At 77.1% G+C, this 21,254-nt stretch carries 23 protein-coding genes; 12 read left to right on the top strand and 11 right to left on the bottom strand.

Going from position 1 to position 21,254, the window contains the following annotated elements:
- Window positions 1-63: 63 nt before the first annotated feature.
- The 7 genes from ACI6QG_RS12545 to mutL all read left to right on the top strand — a co-directional run bounded on the left by ACI6QG_RS12545 (window position 64) and on the right by mutL (window position 8,312).
- Complete coding sequence (locus ACI6QG_RS12545; protein ID WP_407024907.1) at window positions 64-453, top strand: RT0821/Lpp0805 family surface protein; 390 nt, start codon at window positions 64-66, stop codon at window positions 451-453.
- Window positions 454-464: 11 nt separating this feature from the next.
- A complete protein-coding gene (locus ACI6QG_RS12540; protein WP_407024906.1) occupies window positions 465-1,271 on the top strand; it encodes an ABC transporter permease in 807 nt (268 codons plus the stop codon).
- A 2-nt stretch (window positions 1,272-1,273) separates the two neighbouring features.
- Window positions 1,274-1,924 (top strand): ABC transporter ATP-binding protein, encoded by a 651-nt coding sequence (locus tag ACI6QG_RS12535; protein WP_407024930.1) that lies wholly within the window; start codon window positions 1,274-1,276, stop codon window positions 1,922-1,924.
- On the top strand, window positions 1,881-3,146 hold the full coding sequence (locus ACI6QG_RS12530; protein ID WP_407024905.1) for a KpsE/RkpR family capsule polysaccharide export protein: 1,266 nt from the start codon (window positions 1,881-1,883) through the stop codon (window positions 3,144-3,146). Before ACI6QG_RS12535 ends, ACI6QG_RS12530 begins: the two co-directional genes overlap by 44 nt.
- A gap of 23 nt (window positions 3,147-3,169) precedes the next feature.
- Entirely contained in the window at window positions 3,170-4,903 is a 1,734-nt protein-coding gene (locus ACI6QG_RS12525; protein WP_407024904.1) for a polysaccharide biosynthesis/export family protein, read from the top strand.
- A 75-nt stretch (window positions 4,904-4,978) separates the two neighbouring features.
- Window positions 4,979-6,598, top strand: coding sequence for a glucose-6-phosphate isomerase (gene pgi / locus ACI6QG_RS12520; RefSeq protein ID WP_407024903.1), 1,620 nt, complete (start codon window positions 4,979-4,981; stop codon window positions 6,596-6,598).
- Window positions 6,599-6,626: 28 nt separating this feature from the next.
- A complete protein-coding gene (gene mutL, locus ACI6QG_RS12515) occupies window positions 6,627-8,312 on the top strand; it encodes a DNA mismatch repair endonuclease MutL (protein WP_407024902.1) in 1,686 nt (561 codons plus the stop codon).
- Between the two features lie 19 nt (window positions 8,313-8,331).
- Here the strand turns inward: mutL and ACI6QG_RS12510 are convergent, their stop codons facing one another.
- The 5 genes from ACI6QG_RS12510 to ACI6QG_RS12490 all read right to left on the bottom strand — a co-directional run bounded on the left by ACI6QG_RS12510 (window position 8,332) and on the right by ACI6QG_RS12490 (window position 12,040).
- Window positions 8,332-8,835: a hypothetical protein gene (locus ACI6QG_RS12510; RefSeq protein WP_407024901.1), complete on the bottom strand. Its 504-nt coding sequence runs from the start codon at window positions 8,833-8,835 to the stop codon at window positions 8,332-8,334.
- Window positions 8,832-9,833: a glycosyltransferase gene (locus ACI6QG_RS12505; protein ID WP_407024900.1), complete on the bottom strand. Its 1,002-nt coding sequence runs from the start codon at window positions 9,831-9,833 to the stop codon at window positions 8,832-8,834. Before ACI6QG_RS12505 ends, ACI6QG_RS12510 begins: the two co-directional genes overlap by 4 nt.
- The gene (locus ACI6QG_RS12500) at window positions 9,809-10,360 is read right to left on the bottom strand and encodes an RsmD family RNA methyltransferase (RefSeq protein WP_407024899.1); all 552 of its coding nucleotides are present in this window, start codon (window positions 10,358-10,360) and stop codon (window positions 9,809-9,811) included. Before ACI6QG_RS12500 ends, ACI6QG_RS12505 begins: the two co-directional genes overlap by 25 nt.
- A complete protein-coding gene (locus ACI6QG_RS12495; protein ID WP_407024898.1) occupies window positions 10,357-11,133 on the bottom strand; it encodes a pseudouridine synthase in 777 nt (258 codons plus the stop codon). Before ACI6QG_RS12495 ends, ACI6QG_RS12500 begins: the two co-directional genes overlap by 4 nt.
- Before the next feature lie 190 nt (window positions 11,134-11,323).
- The gene (locus ACI6QG_RS12490; protein ID WP_407024897.1) at window positions 11,324-12,040 is read right to left on the bottom strand and encodes a gamma-glutamyl-gamma-aminobutyrate hydrolase family protein; all 717 of its coding nucleotides are present in this window, start codon (window positions 12,038-12,040) and stop codon (window positions 11,324-11,326) included.
- A gap of 61 nt (window positions 12,041-12,101) precedes the next feature.
- On the opposite strand from ACI6QG_RS12490, the gene ACI6QG_RS12485 reads away from it, so the two are divergent.
- Window positions 12,102-12,542, top strand: coding sequence for a nucleoside deaminase (locus tag ACI6QG_RS12485; protein WP_407024929.1), 441 nt, complete (start codon window positions 12,102-12,104; stop codon window positions 12,540-12,542).
- Between the two features lie 10 nt (window positions 12,543-12,552).
- On the opposite strand, the gene ACI6QG_RS12480 is transcribed toward ACI6QG_RS12485, so the two are convergent.
- Genes ACI6QG_RS12480 through ACI6QG_RS12470 form a run of 3 tightly spaced genes read right to left on the bottom strand, consistent with a single transcriptional unit; the run spans window position 12,553 to window position 15,343 of the window.
- Entirely contained in the window at window positions 12,553-13,608 is a 1,056-nt protein-coding gene (locus tag ACI6QG_RS12480) for an SDR family oxidoreductase (RefSeq protein ID WP_407024896.1), read from the bottom strand.
- A gap of 41 nt (window positions 13,609-13,649) precedes the next feature.
- Entirely contained in the window at window positions 13,650-14,615 is a 966-nt protein-coding gene (locus tag ACI6QG_RS12475; RefSeq protein ID WP_407024895.1) for a Bug family tripartite tricarboxylate transporter substrate binding protein, read from the bottom strand.
- Window positions 14,612-15,343: a SapC family protein gene (locus ACI6QG_RS12470; RefSeq protein WP_407024894.1), complete on the bottom strand. Its 732-nt coding sequence runs from the start codon at window positions 15,341-15,343 to the stop codon at window positions 14,612-14,614. Before ACI6QG_RS12470 ends, ACI6QG_RS12475 begins: the two co-directional genes overlap by 4 nt.
- 106 nt (window positions 15,344-15,449) lie before the next feature.
- Here ACI6QG_RS12470 and ACI6QG_RS12465 point away from each other — a divergent pair, with 106 nt between their 5' ends.
- From ACI6QG_RS12465 to ACI6QG_RS12450, 4 genes are read left to right on the top strand one after another with little or no spacing between them, the layout of a single operon-like run.
- Window positions 15,450-15,833, top strand: a complete 384-nt coding sequence (locus tag ACI6QG_RS12465; RefSeq protein WP_407024893.1) for a hypothetical protein — start codon at window positions 15,450-15,452, stop codon at window positions 15,831-15,833.
- A complete protein-coding gene (locus ACI6QG_RS12460) occupies window positions 15,833-16,267 on the top strand; it encodes a hypothetical protein (protein ID WP_407024892.1) in 435 nt (144 codons plus the stop codon). The genes ACI6QG_RS12465 and ACI6QG_RS12460 overlap by 1 nt, the downstream gene beginning before the upstream one ends.
- The gene (locus ACI6QG_RS12455) at window positions 16,264-17,418 is read left to right on the top strand and encodes a cupin domain-containing protein (protein WP_407024891.1); all 1,155 of its coding nucleotides are present in this window, start codon (window positions 16,264-16,266) and stop codon (window positions 17,416-17,418) included. The genes ACI6QG_RS12460 and ACI6QG_RS12455 overlap by 4 nt, the downstream gene beginning before the upstream one ends.
- 41 nt (window positions 17,419-17,459) lie before the next feature.
- On the top strand, window positions 17,460-18,701 hold the full coding sequence (locus ACI6QG_RS12450) for an MFS transporter (protein ID WP_407024890.1): 1,242 nt from the start codon (window positions 17,460-17,462) through the stop codon (window positions 18,699-18,701).
- Window positions 18,702-18,704: 3 nt separating this feature from the next.
- Here ACI6QG_RS12450 and ACI6QG_RS12445 read toward each other — a convergent pair whose 3' ends face one another.
- From ACI6QG_RS12445 to ACI6QG_RS12435, 3 genes are read right to left on the bottom strand one after another with little or no spacing between them, the layout of a single operon-like run.
- Window positions 18,705-19,301, bottom strand: coding sequence for a class I SAM-dependent methyltransferase (locus ACI6QG_RS12445; protein WP_407024889.1), 597 nt, complete (start codon window positions 19,299-19,301; stop codon window positions 18,705-18,707).
- Window positions 19,301-20,311 carry a glycosyltransferase family 4 protein gene (locus tag ACI6QG_RS12440; protein WP_407024888.1) on the bottom strand — a complete coding sequence of 337 codons (1,011 nt, stop codon included), beginning with the start codon at window positions 20,309-20,311 and terminating at the stop codon, window positions 19,301-19,303. Before ACI6QG_RS12440 ends, ACI6QG_RS12445 begins: the two co-directional genes overlap by 1 nt.
- On the bottom strand, window positions 20,311-21,090 hold the full coding sequence (locus ACI6QG_RS12435) for a UDP-2,3-diacylglucosamine diphosphatase (RefSeq protein ID WP_407024887.1): 780 nt from the start codon (window positions 21,088-21,090) through the stop codon (window positions 20,311-20,313). Before ACI6QG_RS12435 ends, ACI6QG_RS12440 begins: the two co-directional genes overlap by 1 nt.
- Window positions 21,091-21,254 lie beyond the last annotated feature (164 nt).

Genomic DNA, 21,254 nt, shown 5'->3' with positions numbered 1-21,254 from the left:
CGGATGTTTGTTGCCTGCACCGGCAGAGTGTAGGTTGCCGCGATGCAGCACCGGAAGGGACCGATGGCACGGGGCACCAAGGCATGGGCGGCGCTGGGGCTGCTGGCGCTGGGCGGTTGCGGCTCCGTGCCCGGGGCGGCGGGGCTGGCGGCCGCCTTCCAGCCCGACCCGGGGCGAACCATGTCCGCCGCGCCGCTGCCGCTGCCCGCCGCCACCGCCGCCCCGGCGGGCGACGCGGTGGCGCAGTTCGCCGCCGCCGCCGCGCCCGGCCAGTCCGGCATGGCGGGGGCCGAGGTGGCGCGGCTGGGCCGGGCCTACCACGCCGCCTCCGGCCGCGAATGCCGCGAGGTCATCCTGGGCACCGGCTTCAACGAGCGCGCGCAGGTGGCGTGCCGCCAGCCGGACGGCTCCTTCGCCTCCGCGCGCGCCCTGCTGGCCGGCGGGGGGCGCTGACCGGGCCGGCCATGTCCGACCGCCCCATCCTGCCCGGCGGCGGCTTCCGCGCCGCCCTGCGCGTGCAGCGCGACGTGCTGGGCGCGCTGATCCTGCGGGAGCTGCACACGCGCTTCGGGCGGGACAACCTGGGCTACGTGTGGCTGTTCATCGAGCCGATGATCCTGGCCGGCTCCATCGCCGGCTTCCAGCTGGCCATCGGGCACCGGATGCCGGGGGGCATGTCTACCTTCCCGTTCTACATCCTGTCCTACATGCCCTACTACCTGCTGCGCTCCATCGTCTCGCGCGCGGCCACCACGGCGGAGGCGAACCTGCCGCTGTTCTACCACGCGCGGGTGCGCCTGCACGACGTCATCCTCGCGCGCAGCATCCTGGACGTCGCGGCGGTGATCGTGGCGATGCTGGTGTTCCTGGGCGGGGTGGGCATCGCCACCGGCGAATGGCCGCAGGACCCGCTGGGGGTGGCGCTGGCCGTCATCATGATGGGGCTGATGATGCACGGCGTGGCCTGCGCCATCTCCGCCCTCGCCGCCGTGGCGGGCGAGCAGCCGGTGGACCGCGTGGTGCACCCCGCCACCTACCTGGGCATCCCGGTGTTCGGCGCCTTCTTCATGGTGTGGTGGCTGCCGCAGCGCGGGCAGGAGCTGCTGCTGCACGTGCCCACCGTGCACGTGTTCGAGTTCATCCGCGAGGCGTATTACGGCCCCATCGTGCCCTACCACCACGACCTGGGCTACGTGGCCGCCGCCATCCTGGTGGCCAACGCCTTCGGGCTGCTGGCGCTCCGCGCGGCCGAGCCCTACCGGGAGCATTGAGCGTGCTGTCGGTGGAGGGCGTGCACAAGAGCTACCACCTGCGCGGCGGGCAGCGGCGCGAGGTGCTGCGCGGGGTGGACGCGCGGGTGCGCCGGGGCGACGCCATCGGCGTGCTGGGCCGCAACGGCGCCGGCAAGTCCACGCTGATGCGCCTGATCGCGGGGGTGGAGCCGCCGACGGCCGGGCGCATCGTGCGCGGCATGAGCATCTCCTGGCCGCTGGGCTATGGCGGGGCGCTGCACCCGGCGCTGACGGGGGCCGACAACGTGCGCTTCGTCGCGCGCATCTACGGCCGCCCCGCCGGCTGGACCATCGGCTTCTGCGAGGAATTCGCCGAGCTGGGCCCGGCGATGCGCCAGCCGGTGCGCACCTACTCCTCCGGCATGCAGTCGCGCCTGGCGCTGGCGCTGTCGCTGGCGGTGGACTTCGACTGCTACCTGGTGGATGAGATCGTGGCCGCGGGCGACAGCCGCTTCTCCGCCCGCGCGCGGGAGGAGCTGATGGCCCGCCGCGGCCGCGCCGCGCTGATCTTCGTCTCCCACGCCGAGGAGCTGGTGCGGTCCTATTGCACCTCCGCCGCGGTGCTCACCGAGGGAAGGCTCCATTTCCATGAAGATATGGACCAAGCTTTCGCCGCCTACCGCGCCCTCTGAGGGCCAGGCGGAGCAGGCGGCGCCGCCGCCCTCGCTGCTGCGGCGCCTGCCGCTGCCCGCGCGCCAGCGCGAGGGCGCCGCGCGGCTGCGCGACGAGGGCGACGCCCGCCCGGTGCTGCGCCCCGCGCCCGGCGGGGCGGGGGTGCTGCGCCGCCACCCCTTCGCCCTGGCCGTGCTGCTGCCCACCCTGCTGACCGCCCTGTACCTGTTCGTGGTGGCCGCGCCGCAATACGTCAGCGAATCCCGCTACCTGCTGCGCGGGCAGCAGCGCTCCGCCACCTCCCTGCTGGGCGAGGCGCTGAACCAAGCCGGCTTCCGCGCGGCGGGCGAGGACACCGCCGGGCTGCGCGACTTCCTGCTCTCGCACGATGCGGTGCGGCTGCTGCGGCAGCGGCTGGACCTGGTGGGGATGTTCCGCCGCCCGGAGGCCGACCCGCTGCTGCGCCTGTGGTGGAGCGAGCCGGAGGCCGAGCGCCTGCTGGCCTTCTACCGCAGCCAGGTCAGCGCCGTGGTGGACCACGACAGCGGCATCACCGCCGTGAAGGTGCGGACCTTCCGCCCCGCCGACAGCCTGGAGCTGTCCCGCGCGCTGCTGGCCCTGGGCGAGGAGCGGGTGAACGAGCTGAACGCCCGCCTGCGCGAGGAAAGCCTGCGCATCGCCCGCGCCGAGCTGGAGCGCGCCGAGGGCCGCGCGCGCGACGCCCAGGCGGCGGTCACCGCCCTGCGCCAGCGCGAGCAGGCGGTGGACCCCGCCCGCGCCGCCGCCATCAACGTGGAGACGCTGGGCCGGCTGGAGGCGGAGCTGACGCGCCTGCGCACCGAGCTGCAGCAGGCCCTGGCCTTCGCCCGACCCAACGCGCCGCAGGTGCAGTCCCTGCGCTCGCGCATCGAGGGCGCGGAGACCCAGCTGGCGGAGGAGCGCCGCCGCGTCGCCGCCGCCGGCACCGGCGTGACGGAGCGCCTGGGCGACTTCGAGCGCCTGCGCCTGGAAGGCGAGTTCGCCGCGCGCAGCCTGGCCGCCGCCACCGCGCAGTACGAGCGCGCGCTGAGCGACGCCCAGCGCCAGGCGCTGTTCCTGGTGCGGGTGGTGGAGCCCAACCTGGCCGAGCGCTCGCTCTACCCGCGCCCGGCGCTGACCACCCTCTACGTGTTCGCCGGGCTGTCGCTGGTGTATGGTCTGGGCTGGCTGCTGGTGGCCGGCGTGCGCGAGCACGCGGCGTGACGGGGACGGGGTTCGGGGGTTTCATGCGGTCTGTGGTCGTGGTCGGGGCGCTGCTGGCGCTGGTGTCGGGCGCGGCCGCCCAGAACCTCCAGGGGCTGATTCCGCCCAACCTGACGCCCGCCCAGGCCCAGGCGCTGCAGGCCCAGCTGGGCGGGCAGCTGCGCGCCCCGCCCGGCGCCCCCGCCCGCGCCCGGGTGGGCGAGGCGACGGAGGCCGAGGCCGGCGCGGGCACCGCCACCGCCCTGGGCGAGGGGCCGCGCAACGCCGCCGGGCCGGGCGCCATCTTCGGCGCCGGACTGTTCACGCGCGACGCCACCGCGGCCTCCGACGCGCCCAACCCCAACTACATCGTGCAGCCCGGCGACCGCGTCTCCGTGCGCGTCTGGGGCGCGGTGGAGAGCGAGGGCATCGTGCCGGTGGACCCGCAGGGCAACCTGTTCCTGCCGCAGGTCGGCCCGGTGCGGCTGGCCGGCACCCGCGCGGGCGACGTGCAGCGCGTGATCGAGACGGAGGTGCGGCGCATCTACACCCAGCAGGTGCAGGTCTACGCCGTGCTGATCTCCACCCAGCGCATCGGCGTCTTCGTCACCGGCTTCGTGCGCACGCCCGGGCGCTTCGGCGGCTCGGCGGCGGATTCCGTGCTGGACTTCCTGGTGCGCGCCGGCGGGGTGGACCCCACCCGCGGCTCCTACCGCGAGATCAGCGTGCTGCGCGGCGGCGGGCGCGTGGCGCAGGTGGACCTCTACCGCTTCCTGCTGGACGGCCAGCTGCCCGCGGTGCGCCTGCAGGAGGGCGACACCATCCTGGTCGGCCGCCAGCGCGCGCTGGTGCAGGCCGACGGCGCGGTGCGCAACAACTTCCTGTTCGAGGTGCCGGGCGCGGTGATGGGCGGGCGCGACCTGATCGCCTACGCCCGCCCGCTGCCGAGCGCCACCAACGCCATCATCACCGGCAACCGCGACGGCCGCCCCTTCTCGCGCTACGCCACGCTGGCCGAGCTGCAGAACCTGCCGCTGTCGGACCAGGACGTGGTGACCTTCATCACCGACCGCCCGGCCCAGACCGTGCGCGTGATGGTGGAGGGCAGCCGCATCGGCCCCTCCGTGCTGGTGACCGACCGCGACGTGACGCTGTGCCAGGCGCTGGACCACATCGCGGTGGACCCCGGCCTGGCCGACACCAACAGCATCTACCTGCTGCGCCCGCGCGTGGCCCAGCAGCAGCGCCGCGCCATGGAGGAGGCGGCCGAGCGGCTGGAGCGCCAGCTGTTCACCGCCACCGCCGCCACCACCGGCGTGGCCGGCATCCGCTCGGCCGAGGCGCAGCTCGTCGCCTCCTACCTCCAGCGCGCCCGGCGCACCCAGCCGGAGGGGCGGGTGGTGGTGTTCGATTCCAACGGCCGCTGCTCGCCGGTGCGGCTGGAGAACGAGGACGTCATCGTCATCCCCGAGCGCTCCTCCACCGTGCTGGTCTCGGGCGAGGTGGGGATGCCGCGCGCCGTGGTGTGGGACCGCGGGCTGTCCATCAACGACTACGTGCGCCAGGCCGGCGGCTTCACCGCGCGTGGCTCCTCGCGCAGCATGATGATCCGCCGCGCCTCGGGCGAGCTGGTGCTCGACCCCTCCGAGGGCCCGCGCCCGGGCGACGAGCTGATCGCCCTGCCGCGGCTGGACCCCAAGCTGTTCCAGCTCGCCTCCGACTTCTCGGCGCTGGTGTTCCAGGCGGCCTTCGCCGCGCGCACCGTGCAGAACTGGTGAGGGCGGGCGTCCTTCCCGCCCCCCCAGCCCTCCGCTAACCTCCGCGCCGCCACACACACGGATTCGGGCCCCACGATGGACGACGCGCTGCAGCAGGCCTGGCGGGCCGTGGAGGAATTCGGGCGCCGGCCCGGCGCCACCGCGATCCGCCCGCTCTTCGCCGCCGATCCGGGGCGCTTCGCCCGCTACCACCGCCGCGGCGCCGGGCTGCTGCTCGACATCTCCAAGACCGCCATCTCGGACGAGGTGCTGGGCGCGCTGCACGCGCTGGCCCGCGCGGCGGGGCTGGAGGAGCAGCGCCACGCCATGGCGCGCGGCGAGGCGGTGAACGAGACGGAAGGCCGCGCCGCCCTGCACATGGCGCTGCGCGGCCCGCTGCCCGGCGCCGGCGGCAGCGCGCACGAGGACGCGCTGCGCACCCTGGCCTACATGCGCGCCTTCACCGAGAGCGTGCACCGCGGCGAGATCCGCGGCGCCACCAACCAGCGCTTCGACACGGTGCTGAGCATCGGCATCGGCGGCTCCGACCTCGGGCCCGTCATGGTCACGCGCGCGCTGTGGCGCGCCGGCGACCCGATGCGCCCGGTGCACCTGGGCAACGTGGACGGGCATGGCTGGGAAACCGTGCTGCCCATGCTGGACCCGCGCCGCACCCTGGTGCTGGTCGGCTCCAAGACCTTCACCACCGCCGAGACGATGGCCAACGCCCGGCTGGTGCGCGCCTGGATGGAGGCCAGCGTGGGGCGCAACGGCGCCTCGGCGCACTTCGCCGCGCTGTCCACCAACCTCGCGGCCTGCGAGGCCTTCGGCATCGCCGCCGACCGGGTCTTCCCCTTCCGCGACTGGGTGGGGGGGCGCTTCTCGCTGTGGTCGGCGATGGGGCTGTCGCTGGCGCTGTGCCTGGGGTGGGAGCGCTTCGAGGCGCTGCTGGCCGGCGCGCGCGAGATGGACCGCCACTTCCTGCAGACGCCGCTGGCGGACAACCTGCCCATGCTGCTGGCGCTGGTGGAGGCGTGGCACGTCGGCGCGCTGGGCTGGCACCGCCGCGCCGTGCTGCCCTATGACGAGCGCCTGCGCCGCCTGCCCGCCCACCTGCAGCAGCTGGAGATGGAATCGCTGGGCAAGGGGGTGCGGCGCGACGGCAGCCCCACCCCCTGGGCCACCGGCCCGGTGGTGTTCGGCGAGCCGGGCACCAGCGCCCAGCATTCCTTCATGCAGCTGATCCACCAGGGCGCCCGCCCGGTGCCGGTGGACTTCATCCTGGTGGCCAAGGCCGACCACCGGCACGAGGAGAACCACCGCATCCTGCTGGCCAACGGCCTGGCCCAGGCCGAGGCGCTGATGGTGGGCCGCGACGCCGACGCCATCGCCGCCGACATGCGCGAGGCCGGCGCCGACGAGGCCGCCATCGCCCGCCTGGCGCCGCACCGCGCCGCGCCGGGCGACCGCCCCTCCACCACCATCATCATGCCCTGCCTGGACCCGCAGTCCCTGGGCAGCCTGATCGCGCTCTACGAGCACAAGGTGTTCTGCCTGGGCTGCCTGTGGGACATCAACCCCTTCGACCAATGGGGGGTGGAGCTGGGCAAGGTGCTGGCCACGCCCCTGCTGCGCGAGCTGACGGACGGCCGCAAGGTGGCGCATGACAGTTCCACCGAGGGGCTGCTGGCCGAGGTGCTGCGGCTGCAGAAGTAGGGCGTTTCCTGCTAGGGTGGGCCCGCGCATGCCCATCCGCCTCCTCCCCCCCGCCACCGCCGACCGCATCGCCGCCGGCGAGGTGGTGGAGCGCCCGGCCGCCGTGGTGAAGGAGCTGGTGGAGAACGCGCTGGACGCCGGCGCCCGGCGCATCCGGCTGGAGCTGGAGGGCGGCGGTATCGCCCGCGTGCTGGTGGAGGATGACGGCGCCGGCATGGCCCCCGGGGACTTGGCGCTGTGCGTGGAGCGCCACGCCACCTCCAAGCTGCCGGAGGAGGCGATGCTGTTCTCCATCGGCACGCTGGGCTTCCGGGGCGAGGCGCTGCCCTCCATCGGCGCGGTGGCGCGGCTGGGCATCACCACCCGCCCGCGCGGCGGCGAGGCGCACGCCCTGGCGGTGGAGGGCGGGCGCAAGGGCGCGGTGCAGCCCGCCGCCGGCCCGCCCGGCACGCGCGTCGAGGTGGCGGACCTGTTCTTCGCCACCCCCGCCCGGCGCAAGTTCCTGCGCTCGCCGGCGCGCGAGGGCGAGGCGGCGCTGGAGGCGCTGCGCCGCCTGGCCATCGCCTGGCCCGAGGTGGCGTTCGAGGCGGTGCTGGACGGCCGCTCCGCCCTGCGGCTGGAGCCCGCCGACTGGCAGGGCCGCGTGCGCGACCTGCTGGGACCCGGCTTCGCCGCCGCCTGCCTGCCGGTGGAAGCCGGGGGCGACGTCGCCCTGCGCGGGCTGGCCGGCGGCCCGGCCTGGGGCCGCCCCACCATGGCCGACCAGCACTTGGTGGTGAACCGCCGCCCGGTGAAGGACCCGGTGCTGCGCGCCGCCCTGCGCGCCGCCTACCGCGAGGTGATGGCGCCCGGCCGCCACCCCGCCTGCGCCCTGTTCCTGGAGGTGCCGCCGGCGGAGGTGGACGTGAACGTCCACCCGATGAAGACCGAGCTGCGCTTCCGCGACGCCGCCCGGGTGCGCGGCGCCGTCATCTCGGCCCTGCGGCGCGCCCTGGGCACCGGGGCGGTGCAGGCCGCCCCGCCGCCCCTGGCCTTCCACGCCCCGGCCCCGCGCCCGGCCCAGGTGCAGGAGGCGGCGCTGCCCCTGGGCTGGGCCGCCCCGCCGCCGCTGGCCGGCCCCGCCCCCGCCCCGGCCGACCACCCGCTGGGCCGCGTCCTGGCCCAGGTGCTGGACTGCTACATCCTGGCCGAAGCCCCGGATGGCGCCCTGGTGCTGGTGGACCAGCACGCCGCCCATGAGCGCCTGACCCATGAGCGCCTGCGCGCGCAATTGCTGGACGGCGCGGTGGCGACGCAGCCCCTGCTGCTGCCCGCCGTGGTGGAAACCCGCCACGCCCCCCTGCTGGCCGAGGCCGCGCCGGAGCTGGCGCGGCTGGGGGTGGAGCTGGAGGGCTTCGGCCCCGGCGCCGTGCTGGTGCGCGCCCTGCCCGCCCTGCTGGGCGCCCCCGACCCCGCCCCCCTGCTGGCCGAGCTGGCCGAGGAGCTGGCCGATTCCGGCGAGGGGCTGGCCCTGGCCAACCGGCTGGACGCCGCGGTGGCGCGGCTGGCCTGCCACGGCTCGGTGCGCGCCGGCCGCCGCCTGTCGCCCGCCGAGATGGACGCGCTGCTGCGCGCCATGGAGCGCACGCCGCGCGCCGCCACCTGCTCGCACGGGCGGCCCACCTTCCTGAAGCTGGGCCCGTCCGACTTCGCCCGGCTGTTCGGGCGGGGCTGAGGGCCGGGGCTTCCGGCCTTCAGGCGCCGGGCGCCGCCGCGGCGGCGCGCCCGTCCGGCCCGGGTTCCGCTTGCAGCACGCCTTCCCAGCCGGCGGCCGCGCGCAGCACGCCGCCCTGGAGAACCGCGTGGCCGCGCAGGGTGTGCGCCCTCACCCGCCAGCCGGGCAGCGGCGGCAGCGGCCAGTCCAGCGGGCCGCGCAGCAGCGGGCGCGGCGGCAGCCCCGCCCAGCGTGCCCCGGCGGGCAGCGCCCAGCCCCACCAGGGCGGCAGCGGGCCGGGGAACAGGCGCAGCAGCGGCCGCGCGGCGCCGCGCGCCCGGGTCAGCGGGGCGGCGGCGTGCAGCACCAGCCCCGCTTGCGCCGGCAGCGCAACGAAGCGCCAGCCGGCGCCGCCCGGCAGCGCCAGCCGGCCGCCGGGCCAGCGCAGCTCCACCGCGCCGGGGGCGGCGGCGTGCACCGCCAGGGCGGCGGCGGGCGGCAGCGGGCCGGTCCAGGGGGCGGCGGTCTCGCCCAGCGGGCTCATCGCGCCCGTTCCGCCAGCAGCAGCGCTTCCAGCCGGTCCAGCAGCGGCGCCTCGGCGTGGGGGGCCAGGGCCCCGGGGCCGGGGCGGGGCAGCGGGCGGCGCAGCGCGGCGGCGATGGCGGCGGGGTCCCGGCCCACCGGCACCCACCAGGGGGCGCCGGCCCAGGCCTCCATCGCCTCGGGGCGGCCCACCACCGGGCAGCCGGCGGCCAGGGCCTCCAGCGCCGCCAGCGGCATCCCCTCGTGCTCGCCCAGCATCAGCAGGGCGGTGGCGCCGGCCAGCAGGGGGCGGGGGTCGGCCACGAAGCCCGCCTCCTCCGCCGGGGCCAGGGTGCCGGCCAGGGGGCCGGCGCCGGCCGCCACCACCCGCAGCGGGGCGGCCAGCCGCGCCACCGCCGGCAGCAGGTCGGCGCCCTTACGCCCGTCCAGCCGGCCCAGGAACAGCGCGTAGGGCCGGGCGGCGGGCACCCGCGCCACCGGCGGCGGCGCGGCGTTGCCCAGCACGGCGACGGGGCGCCCCAGCAGCGCCCCCAGCCGCGCCGCCGCCGGGTCCGACACGGCGGAGAACCCGCCGGGCAGCGCCGCCAGCGCCGTGCGCTCGCCCGGCGGCAGCTCCAGGTCGCGGCGCACCAGGTGGTGGTGCGCCAGGGCCGGCACCCCGGCGGCGGCCAGCGCCTCCAGCGCGCCCAGCCCCTCGCCGGGCAGCGGGCAATGCACCAGGGCGGCGTCCCAGCGGCGGCGGCGCAGCAGGGCGTCCAGCAGGGCGCGCTGCCCGGCGCGGGCCTCGGCCGCCGGGCGGTGCGGGTCATGGGCGAAGGGCAGGGCGAGGCCGGGGCTGGCCACGCCCAGGCGGCGGTCGGCCAGCACCTCTACCCGCGTCCCGCGCGCGCGCAGCCCGGCGGCCTGGCGCAGCGCCACCCGCTCCGCCCCGCCCAGCTCGGGCGCCGGCAGCACCACCAGCAGGCGGTCCAGCGTCAGCGGGGCGACAGGATGTGCCACGTCGCCGGGCCGTGGGCGCGGGTGGCCAGGGTGTCGAAGCCCTCGGCGGGCGGGGCGTCCCTGGGCCCCAGCTCGCAGCACAGCAGCGCGCCCGGGGCCAGCCAGCCCGCCGCCGCCAGCGCCGCCAGGGCGCGGGGCAGCAGGTCCTGGCCGTAGGGCGGGTCCAGGAAGGCCAGGGTGCAGGGCTGCGGGGCGCGCGGCGGGCGCAGCGCGTCGGCGGGCCACACACGGCCCTCGGCGCCGGCGCAGGCGCGCAGGTTGGCGCGCAGGGCGGCAAGGGCGGCGGGCTGGTTCTCCAGGAAGTCGGCATGGGCGGCGCCGCGGCTCAGCGCCTCCAGCCCCAGCGCGCCGGTGCCGGCGAAGGCGTCCAGCACGCGGGCGCCCTCCACGCGCTCCCGCCCGGCCCAGGAGGCGTGCCACAGCATGTCGAACAGCGCCTGGCGGGCGCGGGCGCCGGTGGGGCGGGTGGCCGCGCCCTCCGGGGCCTGCAGCTTGCGGCCCTTCCAGCGCCCGGCCAGGATGTTCACCCGCCCCTCCGCTTCGGGGCGGCCAGGCCCAGCTGCTCGCGCAGGACCTTGGGGTTCACCTCCTCCACCGCACCCTTGGGCAGGGTGCCCAGCTGGAACGGCCCGTAGGCCACGCGGATCAGGCGCGACACCTCCAGCCCCAGATGCGCCATCACCCGGCGCACCTCGCGGTTCTTGCCTTCCTGCAGGGCCACGGTCAGCCAGGCGTTGTCGCCCTTGCGGCTGTCCAGCCCGGCCTCGATGGCGCCGTAGCGCACGCCCTCGATGGTCACGCCCCTGGCCAGCGCCGCCAGGGCCCGGGCGTCCACCGCGCCGAACACCCGCACGCGGTAGCGGCGGGTCCAGCCGTTCTCCGGCAGCTCCAGCCGGCGCGACAGCGCGCCGTCATTGGTCAGCAGCAGCAGCCCCTCCGAGTTCAGGTCCAGCCGACCGACGCTGATGAGGCGCGGCAGACCGGGCGGCAGCCGGTCGAACACGGTGGGCCGCCCCTCGGGGTCCTTGTGGGTGGTCATCAGCCCGGCGGGCTTGTGGTGGCGGAACAGGCGGGTGCGCTCGGGCTCGTGCACCGCGCGGCCGTCCACCTGCACCACGTCCTCCGGGCCGACGAAGGTGGCGGGCTGCGCCACCGGCGCGCCGTTCAGCGCGATGCGCCCCTCGGCCACCAGCTTCTCGGCGTCCCGGCGCGAGCACACGCCGGCGCGGGCCAGCCACTTGGCGATGCGCTCGCCGCCGCGCGCCGCGGCGGCGGCGGCGTCATCGCCCGGCTGATTCACGCCTCCGGGCTGCGCCTTGCTGCGATCGGGCGGGGCGCCCGGCCGGTCCGCGCCCCCAGGCTGCGCCTTCTGGCGACCGGGCGCGGTGCCCGGCCGGTCCACGCCTCCGGGCTGCGCCTTGCGGCGATCGGGCGCGGCGCCCAGCCGGTCCGCGCCTCCGGGCTGCGCCTTGCGGCGATCGGGCGGGGTGTCAGACATGGCGGCAGGCCTCCACGAAGGCGCGCAGGATCAGCGGGTCCGCCGGGTCAACCGCGTATTCCGGGTGCCACTGCACCCCCAGCGCCCAGCGGTGGCGCGCGCTCTCGATGCCCTCCACCAGCCCGTCGGGGGCGCGGGCGTTCACCACCACGCCATCCGGCACCGCCCGCACCGCCTGGTGGTGGGCGCTGTTCACCGCCATGCGCGCGGTGCCCGCCACGCGGGCCAGCAGCGTGCCGGGCTCCAGCAGGACCTCGTGCCCCGGCTCGGTGCGCGGGTTGGGCTGCTCGTGCGCGATGGCGCTCGGCGCCTCGTCGGGGATGTGCTGGATCAGCGTGCCGCCCAGCGCCACCGCCAGCAATTGCTGCCCGCCGCAGATGCCCAGCACCGGCATGTCCTTCGCCAGGGCGGCGCGGGTGGCCGCCACCTCGAAATCGGTGCGGCCGGGCTTCAGCGTCGCCTTGGGGTGCAGCGCCTCGCTCCCCCACAGCGCCGGGTCCACGTCGAAGGCGCCGCCGGTCACCAGCAGCCCGTCCAGGCGACCCAGGTAGTCCAGCGCCAGGGCGGGCTCGTGCGGCAGCGCCACGGGGAGGCCCCCGGCCTGCGCCACGGCGGAGAAGTAGTTCTGCCGCAGCGCGTACCAGGGCAGCCTGGACCAGCCGCCGGCGGGTTCGCAGTCCAGCGTCAGTCCGATCAGGGGGCGCGTCATCCCGCCCGGCTTACGCGCGGCCTTTCCCGCCGTCCAGCATCGCGGCACAAGCGCGGCCATGATGGAGCTGGCCCTGGAGGAGGCGCGCGCGGCGGCGGCGCGCGGCGAGGTGCCGGTGGGCGCGGTGGTGAGCGACGCCCGCGGCCGCGTGCTGGCCCGCGCCGGCAACGAGGTGGAGGCCCGGCGCGACCCCACCGCGCATGCCGAGATGCTGGCCCTGCGCGCCGCCGCCGCCGCGCGCGGCGCCAAGCACCTGGAGGGCTGCACCCTGACGGTGACGCTGGAGCCCTGCGCGCTGTGCGCGTCCGCCGCCAGCCTGTTCCGGGTGCGGCGCGTGGTCTTCGCCGCCTATGACCCGAAATCCGGCGGGGTGGAGCACGGCGCGCGGGTGTTCCAGCGCGCGCAGTGCCACCACGCGCCGGAGGTGGTGGGCGGCGTGCGCGCGGGCGAGGCGGCGGCGCTGCTGGGCGCCTTCTTCGCCGGGCTGCGCCGCGCCGAGTGAGGCGCGCCCTTCAGCCCGGGCGGCGCATCCGCGGCAGGGCCGCCTGGGCAGGGCCGGAGGCGCGGCGGGGCCGCGGCCGCGCCAGCAGCGCCAGCGCCGCCAGCCCCGCCACCCCGGCCGCCGCGGTGGCCAGCGGGTTCATCTGCGCCTGCAGCAGCAGGGAGGTGCGGCGCGGCGGCGGCCCCTGCAGCGAGGAGGTCTCGGCCAGGTCCTCGCGCGGGTGCCACAGGTTGTCGCGCCGCGCGGCGCGGCCGGGCTGGTCGCTTTCCTGCATGGGGCGGGCCAGCAGCTCCATCACCCGGTCGGTCAGCGCCGGGGCGAACTGGCCCATCACCGCGATCATCGCCCCGGCGCCGCCCACCGTCATGTCGCGCACCTCGTGCGTGCAGGCGTGCAGGATGGCCTGCGCCACCAGCCGCGGGTGGTAGGAAGGCGGCGGGTTGCGGGTGCCCGGCGCGTCCAGGTAGGTGCGCGCGTGCTCCATGTAGGGGGTGTCGATGGCGGCGGGCTTCACCAGCGCGACGTTGACGTGGCGCCCGGCCATGCGCGCCTCCATCCGCAGCGCGTCGGTCAGCGCCTTCACCGCGTGCTTGGCGGCGCAGTAGGGCCCCTGCAGCGCGATGGTCCGCAGCGACAGCACCGAGCCGATGTTGACCAGCGAGCCGCCGGAGGCCGGCAGCCCGCGCAGCGCCTCCAGCGAGCCATGCAACACGCCCCAGTAGGTGACGTCGAACAGCCGGCGCTGGTCGGCCTCGCTCACCTCGTCCACCCGGCCGTAGATGAAGGCGCCCGCGTCGTTCACCCAGGAATCGAAGCCGCCGAACGCCTCCTGCGCCAGGCGGGCGGCGCGGGCGTGGGTGGCGGCCTCCGCCACGTCGCCGGGGCAGGGGCGGGCCACGGCGGGGCCGCCCAGCTCCTCGGCCAGCTTGTCCAGCGCCGCCTCGTTGCGGGCGACGAGGATGAGGCGCGCGCCCGCGGCCGCCGCCATGCGCGCGGTGGCCAGGCCGATGCCGGAGGTGGCGCCGGTCAGCACGATGCGCTGCCGGTCGAGCGGGGGAAGGATCATGCCGCGCCCAACGGCGCGCCGGCGGCCCCGGTTGCGGCCGCTCAGGCCAGGCCCAGCTCCTTCAGCACAGCCTCGGTCGCCGCGATGTCTGCGGCCAGGAAGCGCTCGAAGGCCTCGCCGGGCAGGAAGGCGTCGTCCCAGCCGCGGGTGGCCAGCAGCTCCTTCCAGGCGGGCAAAGCGTGCAGCTCGGTGACGAAGCGCGTCAGCGCCTCGCGCGCCGCCGGCTGGATGCCCGGCGGGGCGAAGACTCCGCGCCAGTTCGCCATCACCACGTCCAGCCCCGCCTCGCGCAGGGTGGGGATGGCGGGGTCGGCGCGCGTCTCGCCCGTGGTGGCCAGGGCGCGCATCCGCCCGGCCCGGATCTGCTCGGCGAATTCGGAGTAGCCGGAGATGCCGGCGCGCACCTGCGCGCCCAGGATGGCGGCGTTGGCCGGCCCGCCGCCGGCGAAGGCGACGTAGCTGGCCTCCCGCGCGTTGCGGCCCAGCGCCTTGAGCATGAGGCCGAGCGTGATGTGGTCGGTGCCGCCCGCGCTGCCGCCGGCCACCGAGACGGCGCCCGGGTTGGCGCGCATCGCCGCCAGCAGCCCGGCGATGTCGCGGATGTCGGAGGAGGCGGGGACGACGACCACGCCCACCTCCTGCGTCATGCGCGCGATGGGCGTGACGTCCTTGATGCCCACGGGGGCGCGGTTGGTCAGCACCGCGCCCACCATGACGGAGCCCGCGACCATCAGCGCGTCGCCGCGGCCGCGCCGCTGGCCGACGAAGCGCGGCAGGCCCACGGTGCCGCCGGCGCCGCCCACGTTCTCGAACTGCATGTTGCCGACCAGCCCGGCGGGGCGGGCCACCTGCTCGATGGCGCGGCCCAGCCCGTCCCACCCGCCGCCGGGGCCGGCGGGGATGAACATGTGCAGGCTGTTCAGCCGTGCCTGCGCCGCCGCCGGCCGCGCGGCGAGCCAGGGGGCGAGGAAGGGGAGCGCCAGGGCGGCGCGGCGGGGGGTGCTCATGCGGTCCTCGCGGCGAGTTCGGGGATGGCCCCCATGGAGAAGAGGTGCGCGTAGATGCAGTCCAGCCAGCCCTTGTCGCGCAGGGCGGCCAGGTCCTCGGGCGACAGGCGGCCCAGCGCCTCGCGCTGCACGGCGTGGAAGCCGTCCAGGCGCAGGGGGCGGCCGTTCTGCTGCACCTCGGCCTTGGCCGGCGCCAGCAGGCCCAGCTCGCCCAGGCGGGTCACCATCTCGCGCGTCTTGACGAAGGCGCCCTCCACGGCGCGGGTGAACTCGAAGGCGCGGCGAGCGGCCTCCGTCGGCTGGCCGGCCTCGAACAGCGGGTTGCCGGAATCCGTGGCCACCTGCGGGGCGGCGGGGTCCAGGCACAGCGCCAGCTCCTCCGAGCCCTCGCGCACGCGGACCAGGAAGAAGGGGAAGCGGCGCAGGTAGGCGGGCACGTAGGCGCCCTCGCGCCAGGCCCCGTCCTCAACGAACAGGGAGGTGCCGGGCCGCAGCGCCGTCAGCGCCACCGGCATGTGCGGCGCCTGGTCGGCGAAGACGATGGGCAGGTGGCGCGCGGCGGAGATGAACTCCTCCGCCGCCAGCGGCACGGCGGTCAGCCCGGCGGCGAAGCCGAACCCGGCATCCCTGATGCGCAGCTCCCGGTGCGCCTCCAGCGTCAGGGGCTCCAGCCGGCCGTAGAGCGGCGGCATCTGGACGGCCCCGTTGGAGGCGACGGCATCGGTCATGCAGGAAAATCCGCGGGTTCTGGCGCGCGGAGCATAGCCCGCCCTTGCGCGGACTCAAATGGCGGCCGCATTGTCGTTGCGGAGAGGGACAGAAAGGGCGAACGCCATGTCGCAGGGGGATGGGCAGGCGCGGCTGGGCCGGCGGTTGCTGGTGCGGCGCGCCACGCTGGGGCTGGGGGCGGCCGGCGCCGCGCTGGCCGGCGGCGCGGCGGCGCAGAGCGGCCGCTCGGACAACGACCCGCGCGACGCCGCGGGCTATGGCCGCTCCGGCCGCTCGGACAACGACCCGACGGACGGCGCCGGCCGCGGCCGCGGCGGGGCGGCGGCGCGCACCGGCCGCACGGACAACGACCCGACGGACGGCGCCGGGCGCGGGCGCGGCGCCGGCACCGGGCGCTCGGACAACGACCCGCGCGACGCCGCGGGCTATGGCCGCTCCGGCCGCACGGACAACGACCCGACGGACGGCGTCGGCCGGGGGCGGCGCTGATGGGCGGCGATTCCCGGCTGGGCCGGCGGCTGCTGGTGCTGGCCGCGCCCGTCCTCGCGGCGGGCTGCGTGGCGCCGGTGCCGGCCGCCTACGTCGCGCCCGTGGCGCCGCTGCGCACCGGCCGCTCGGACGCCGACCCGGTGGACGCGCCGGGCGCCGGCCGGGGCGGCTTCCGCGGCACCGGCCTGACCGACCGCGACCCCAGCGACGGGCCCGGCAACGGGCGCGGCGGCTATCGCGGCACCGGCCTGACCGACGCCGACCCCAGCGACGGCCCGGGCAACGGCCGCGGTGGCTTCCGCGGCGGCTACCGCCCCGCCGGGCGCAGCGATTCCGACCCGGTGGACGCGCCCGGCCAGGGCCGCGGCGGCTATCGCGCCGGGCCCACCGACGCCGACCCGCGCGACGCCCCCGGCCGGGGCCGCCGCTGGTGAGCCTGGCCGCCGCCGCCTTCGCCACCGCCTTCCCCGGCCTGTCGGTGGAGGAGGCCTTCGCCCTGCGCGAGGGCCGGGCCTGGCGCCACTTCGCCGGCAACGACCCGGCGCGCTTCGCCCCGCTGCTTGCCGTCGCCGACCTCGACGCCCACCTGCGCACCGACGCCGCGCGCTCCCCGCGCGTGAGCATGGCCGACGAGGCGCGCGAGGGCAGCGCCGGCGTGCCGGAGCACGAGTTCACCCTGCCCGACGGCCGGGTGGACCTGCCGCGCCTGCTGGGCCGCTTCGACGCCGGCGCCTCCCTGGTGGTGTCGCAGTTCCACGAGACGCACCCGCCGCTGCAGCGCTTCTGCCGCGGGCTGGAGAAGCTGTTCCTGCATGCCGTGCAGGCCAACATCTACCTCACCCCGCCGGGGGCGCAGGGCTTCCGCACCCATTACGACACCCACGACGTGCTGGTGCTGCAGCTGGAGGGCGCCAAGCGCTGGCGCGTGTGGGACGGCGAGCGCGTGGAGCGCCCGACCCGCCGCACCCCCTGGCCCGGCGCCATGGAGCCGCTGGGCGAGCCGCACCTGCTGGTGCTCCAGCCCGGCGACGCGCTCTACATCCCGCGCGGGGTGATGCACGACGCCGCCACGCAGGGCGAGCGCTCGCTGCACGTCACCGTGGGCCTGCTGGAGGCGTCCTGGGCGCAGGCCATCCGCCTGCTGGTGGACGCGGCGGAGCTGGACGACGCCGCCCTGCGCGAATCCGTGCCCAGCTGGCGCATCGGCGAGGCCGACCTGGCGCCGGCCCTGGCGGCGAAGCTGGCGCGGCTGTCCGGCCCCGCCCAGGCCGAGCGCCTGGCCAACCTGCTGCTGGAAGGGCTGGCGCGCGACCGCCAGCCCCTGCCCGGCCGCGGCCTGTTCGCGCCGCTGCCCGCCGGCCCGCTGGCCCTGGCGGACGGCATGCACCACCTGCTGGCCCGCGCGCCGGATGGCAGCGCCACCCTGCACTGGGCCGGCGGCGCCCTGCCGCTGGACGCGGCGCAGGCGGCGGAGGTGGAGCGCCTGGCCGAGGGCGCGGAGCCGGCCGATGCCGCCCTGGCGGAGAGGCTGTGGCGGCTGGGCCTGCTGGAGCCGCTGGACGCGCCGCCCGCCACCGCGCCCTGAACGGCGGGACGCGGCCGGCCGGACATGCCAGGATGCCCGCCATGAGCCCGACGACCCGCCAGATCTGCTTCGTCAACGCCGCGCATTTCTACACCCATTACGGGCTGCTGGTGCTGGCCACCGCCGTGCTGGCGCTGACCCAGCAGGACGCGGCGCGCTTCGGCGGGGAATACGGGCCGGTGCTGGCGCTGGGCACCGCCATGTTCGTGGTCTACGGCCTGGGCGCGCTGCCCATGGGCCACCTGGCGGCGCGCTGGGGGCGCAAGGCGCTGATGGCGGCCTTCTTCCTGGGCGCCGGCGCCGCCATGGCGCTGGCCGGGCTGGCGCAGGGGCCGCTGAGCCTCGCGCTGGCGCTGGCCGGCTTCGGCGCCTTCGCCGCCATCTACCACCCCATCGGCACCGCCATCATCGCCGAGGCGGGGGGCGAGCGCGTCGGCCGGGCCATCGGCATCAACGGCGTGTTCGGCAACCTGGGCGTGGCCTCCGCCCCGGTGGCGACGGCGCTGCTGGCGGCCACGCTGGGCTGGCGCTGGGCCTTCCTGCTGCCGGGCGCCGCCTTCTTCCTGCTCGGCCTGCTCTACCTGCGCGAGCCGGAGTTCGACGCGGTGAAGGCCGGCGGCGGCGCCCGCCCCTTCCCGGAGATCCCGCGCGCCGTGGTGCGCCGCGCCGTGCTGATCCTCATGGCCATCGCCGCGGTGTCGGGGCTGGTGTTCAACGCCTTCACCCTGCTGCTGCCCAAGCTGATGGAGGAGCGCCTGGCCTCCAGCCCGGACCTGCTGCCGGTGGTGGGGGCGCTGGCCTTCCTGGCCACGATCTGCGGCGGGCTGACGCAGTTCACCGTGGGCCGGCTGATCGACCGGCACACGCTGAAGTCGGTGTTCATGCCGCTGGCCTGCGTGCTGGTGCCCGCCCTGCTGGCGCTGAGCTTCCTGGATGGCTGGGCGGTGCTGCCGGTTTCCGCCCTGGTGGCCGCCGCCATCTTCGGCCAGGTGACGGTGAACGAGACGATGACGGCGCGCTACGTCGCCCCCGCGCTGCGGGCCAAGCTGTACTCGGTGCGCTTCACGGTCGGCTTCATGGGGGCGGCGCTGGCCTCGCCGCTCATCGGCTGGCTGCACGGCGCCACCGGCTCCATGGCGGTGGCCATGCTGGTGCTGGCCGGGGTGGCGGCGGTGACGCTGGGCTGCGCCCTGCTGTTCCCCAACCGCCCGGAGGAGCTGCGCCCCGAGCTGTGGGCCCGCGCGCCGGAGGCCGCGCCGCCCGGCGCGCAGCCGGCCGAGTGAGGCTCAGCCCCCGGGCGAGTAGCGCCAGACGCTGGCGGGCGGGAAGTTCAGCAGGGTGAAGGCCTCGCGCCGCGCCGCCAGCCCCAGCGCCCGGTGCCGCAGCGGCGAGGTGGCGCAATAGGTGTAGAGCAGGAAGCCGCGCCCCGGCGCCGCGCCCTCGGCGGCGGCGGCGAAGGCGCGCTGGCGCTCCAGCGGCAGCAGCACCAGCGGGATGCCGCAGATGACGGTGCGCACGCGCCCGCGCAGGCGGCGCGGCAGGATGTCGGGCAGGGCGAAGGCGTCGCCGGTCACCACCTCCACCCCCGGCAGGGCGGCGCGCAGGTGCTCGGCCATCTCGGGCACGATCTCCACCAGGCACAGGCGCTCCGGCGGCAGCCCGGCACCCAGCAAGGCGCGGGAGATGGCGCCGGTGCCCGCCCCCAGCTCCACCACGCAGCCATCGCCCGACCAGTCGCTGGCCCGGGCCACCCGCCGCCCCAGCGCGGGCGAGGAAGGGATGATGGAGCCCATCTGCAGCGGGTCGCGCGCCCAGCGGCGCAGGAACAGCCAGGCGCCGCCCTGGCGGGCGGGGCGCGGCGGGGCGGCGGGGAAGCCATCCATCAGGCAGAAACCTTCTCGTGCAGCGGGACCAGCAGGTCCAGGAAGCGGTCGGTGGCGACGTCCCAGCCATGCGCGGCGGCGTGGGCGCGGCAGCGGGCGCGGTCGGCGCCCAGGGCGCGGAGGCAGGCGGCGCGCAGGTCCTCGTCCAGCGCGCCCACCGGGGCGGCGCCCAGCACGTCGCGCGGGCCGGGCACGGGAAAGGCGGCCACCGGCGTGCCGCAGGCCAGCGCCTCCAGCAGCACCAGGCCGAAGGTGTCGGTGCGCGAGGGGAAGACGAAGCAGTCGGCGTAGCAGGCGGCCAGCGCCGCGCCGGCGCGGTGGCCCAGGAAGTGGGCGCGGGGAAAGCGGGCGCGCAGCGCCGGGCCGTCCGGCCCCTCGCCCACCACCACCTGGCTGCCGGGCAGGTCCAGCGCCAGGAAGGCGGGCAGGTTCTTTTCCGGCGCCAGCCGGCCGACGGACAGCCAGACCGGGCGCGGCAGCCCGGCGAAGGCGCCGGAGGCGTGCGGGCGGAACAGCGCCAAATCCACCCCGCGGCCCCAGCGCGCGACATGCGCGATGCCGCGCCTGCCCAGCAGCGCCTCCAGCGAGGGGGTGGCGACCAGCACGGCGCCGGCGGCGGCGTGGAAGCGGCGCAGCGCCGCCCAGGACCAGCGGCGCGGCACGCCCAGCCGCGCCTTCAGGTAGTCGGGGAACAGGGTGTGGAAGGAGGTGGTGAAGCGCCAGCCGCGCCGCCGGGCGATGCGCCGCCCCGCCCAGCCCAGCGGCCCCTCGGTGGCCAGGTGCAGCGCGTCGGGGGCGAAGGCGTCCAGCCGCGCCGCCAGGGCGCGGCCGGGCGCCAGCGCCAGGCGCAGCGCCGGCTCGGTGGGGGCGGGCCAGCTGCGGAAGCCCTCGGGGCCGATCACCTCCACCGCGTGGCCGCGCGCGCGCAGGCCCGCGGCCGTCGCCTCCAGCGTGCGCACCACCCCGTTCACCTGCGGCCGCCAGGCGTCGGACACGATGGCGACGCGCATCAGGCCGGCACGGCCCGGCGCATGGCGGCGTGCGAGCGGCGGCGCTCGGCGGCCCAGTCCAGCAGCTCCAGCCGGCCGTCCGGGTGCTCCACCAGGGCGGTGCAGCTTTCCACCCAATCGCCGTCGTTGAGGTAGAGCACGCCGCCGACCTCGCGCATCTCGGCGTGGTGGATGTGGCCGCAGACCACGCCGTCCAGGCCGCGGGCGCGCGCCTCGCCGGCCAGCGCCTGCTCGAAGCGGTCGATGGCGGCCACCGCGCCCTTCACCTGCCGCTTCAGCCATTGCGAGAGCGACCAGTAGGGATAGCCCAGGCGGCGGCGGATGCCGTTGAACCAGCGGTTGCCGGCCAGCGCGGCGTCGTAGGCGCGGTCGCCCAGCAGGGCGACGACGCGGGCGTAGCGCACCACGCTGTCGAACTCGTCGCCGTGCACCACCAGCAGGCGGCGGCCGTCGGCGGTCTCGTGCACCGCCTCGGCGGCCAGGCGCACGCCCGCCACCTCCAGCCCCAGCCAGTCGCGGAACATCTCGTCGTGGTTGCCGGGCACGTAGGTGACGCGCGCGCCGTGCCGGGCGAGGCGCAGCACCAGGCGGATGACCTCGTCGTGGTGGCGGTCCCAGAACCAGGAGCGGCGGAGGCGCCAGCCATCCACGATGTCGCCCACCAGGTAGAGGTGCTCGCACTCCACGTCGCGCAGGAACTCCGCCAGGAAGTCGGCGCGGCAGTCCTTGGTGCCGAGGTGGATGTCCGAGAGGAAGACGGTGCGGTAGCGCCGCGTCATGCCTGTGTCCCGAGCCGTGCTGCGGCGCGGTATGGGCCGCGGATGCGACAGGGGCGTGACGGCGGGATGAATCCGCCGCGTCCGGTGGCCAGGCCGCCGCCGCGGCGGGGGGGCGTGCGCGGCGGCGGCCCCGCCCGGCCGGGGGGGCGGCCGGGGCACGGGCC

The sequence above is a fragment of the Sabulicella flocculans genome (assembly GCF_045449635.1).
GTDB lineage: Bacteria > Pseudomonadota > Alphaproteobacteria > Acetobacterales > Acetobacteraceae > Roseococcus.
The sequence above is the reverse complement of the archived record's forward strand: the minus strand, read 5'-3'. Positions and strand labels throughout refer to the sequence as shown.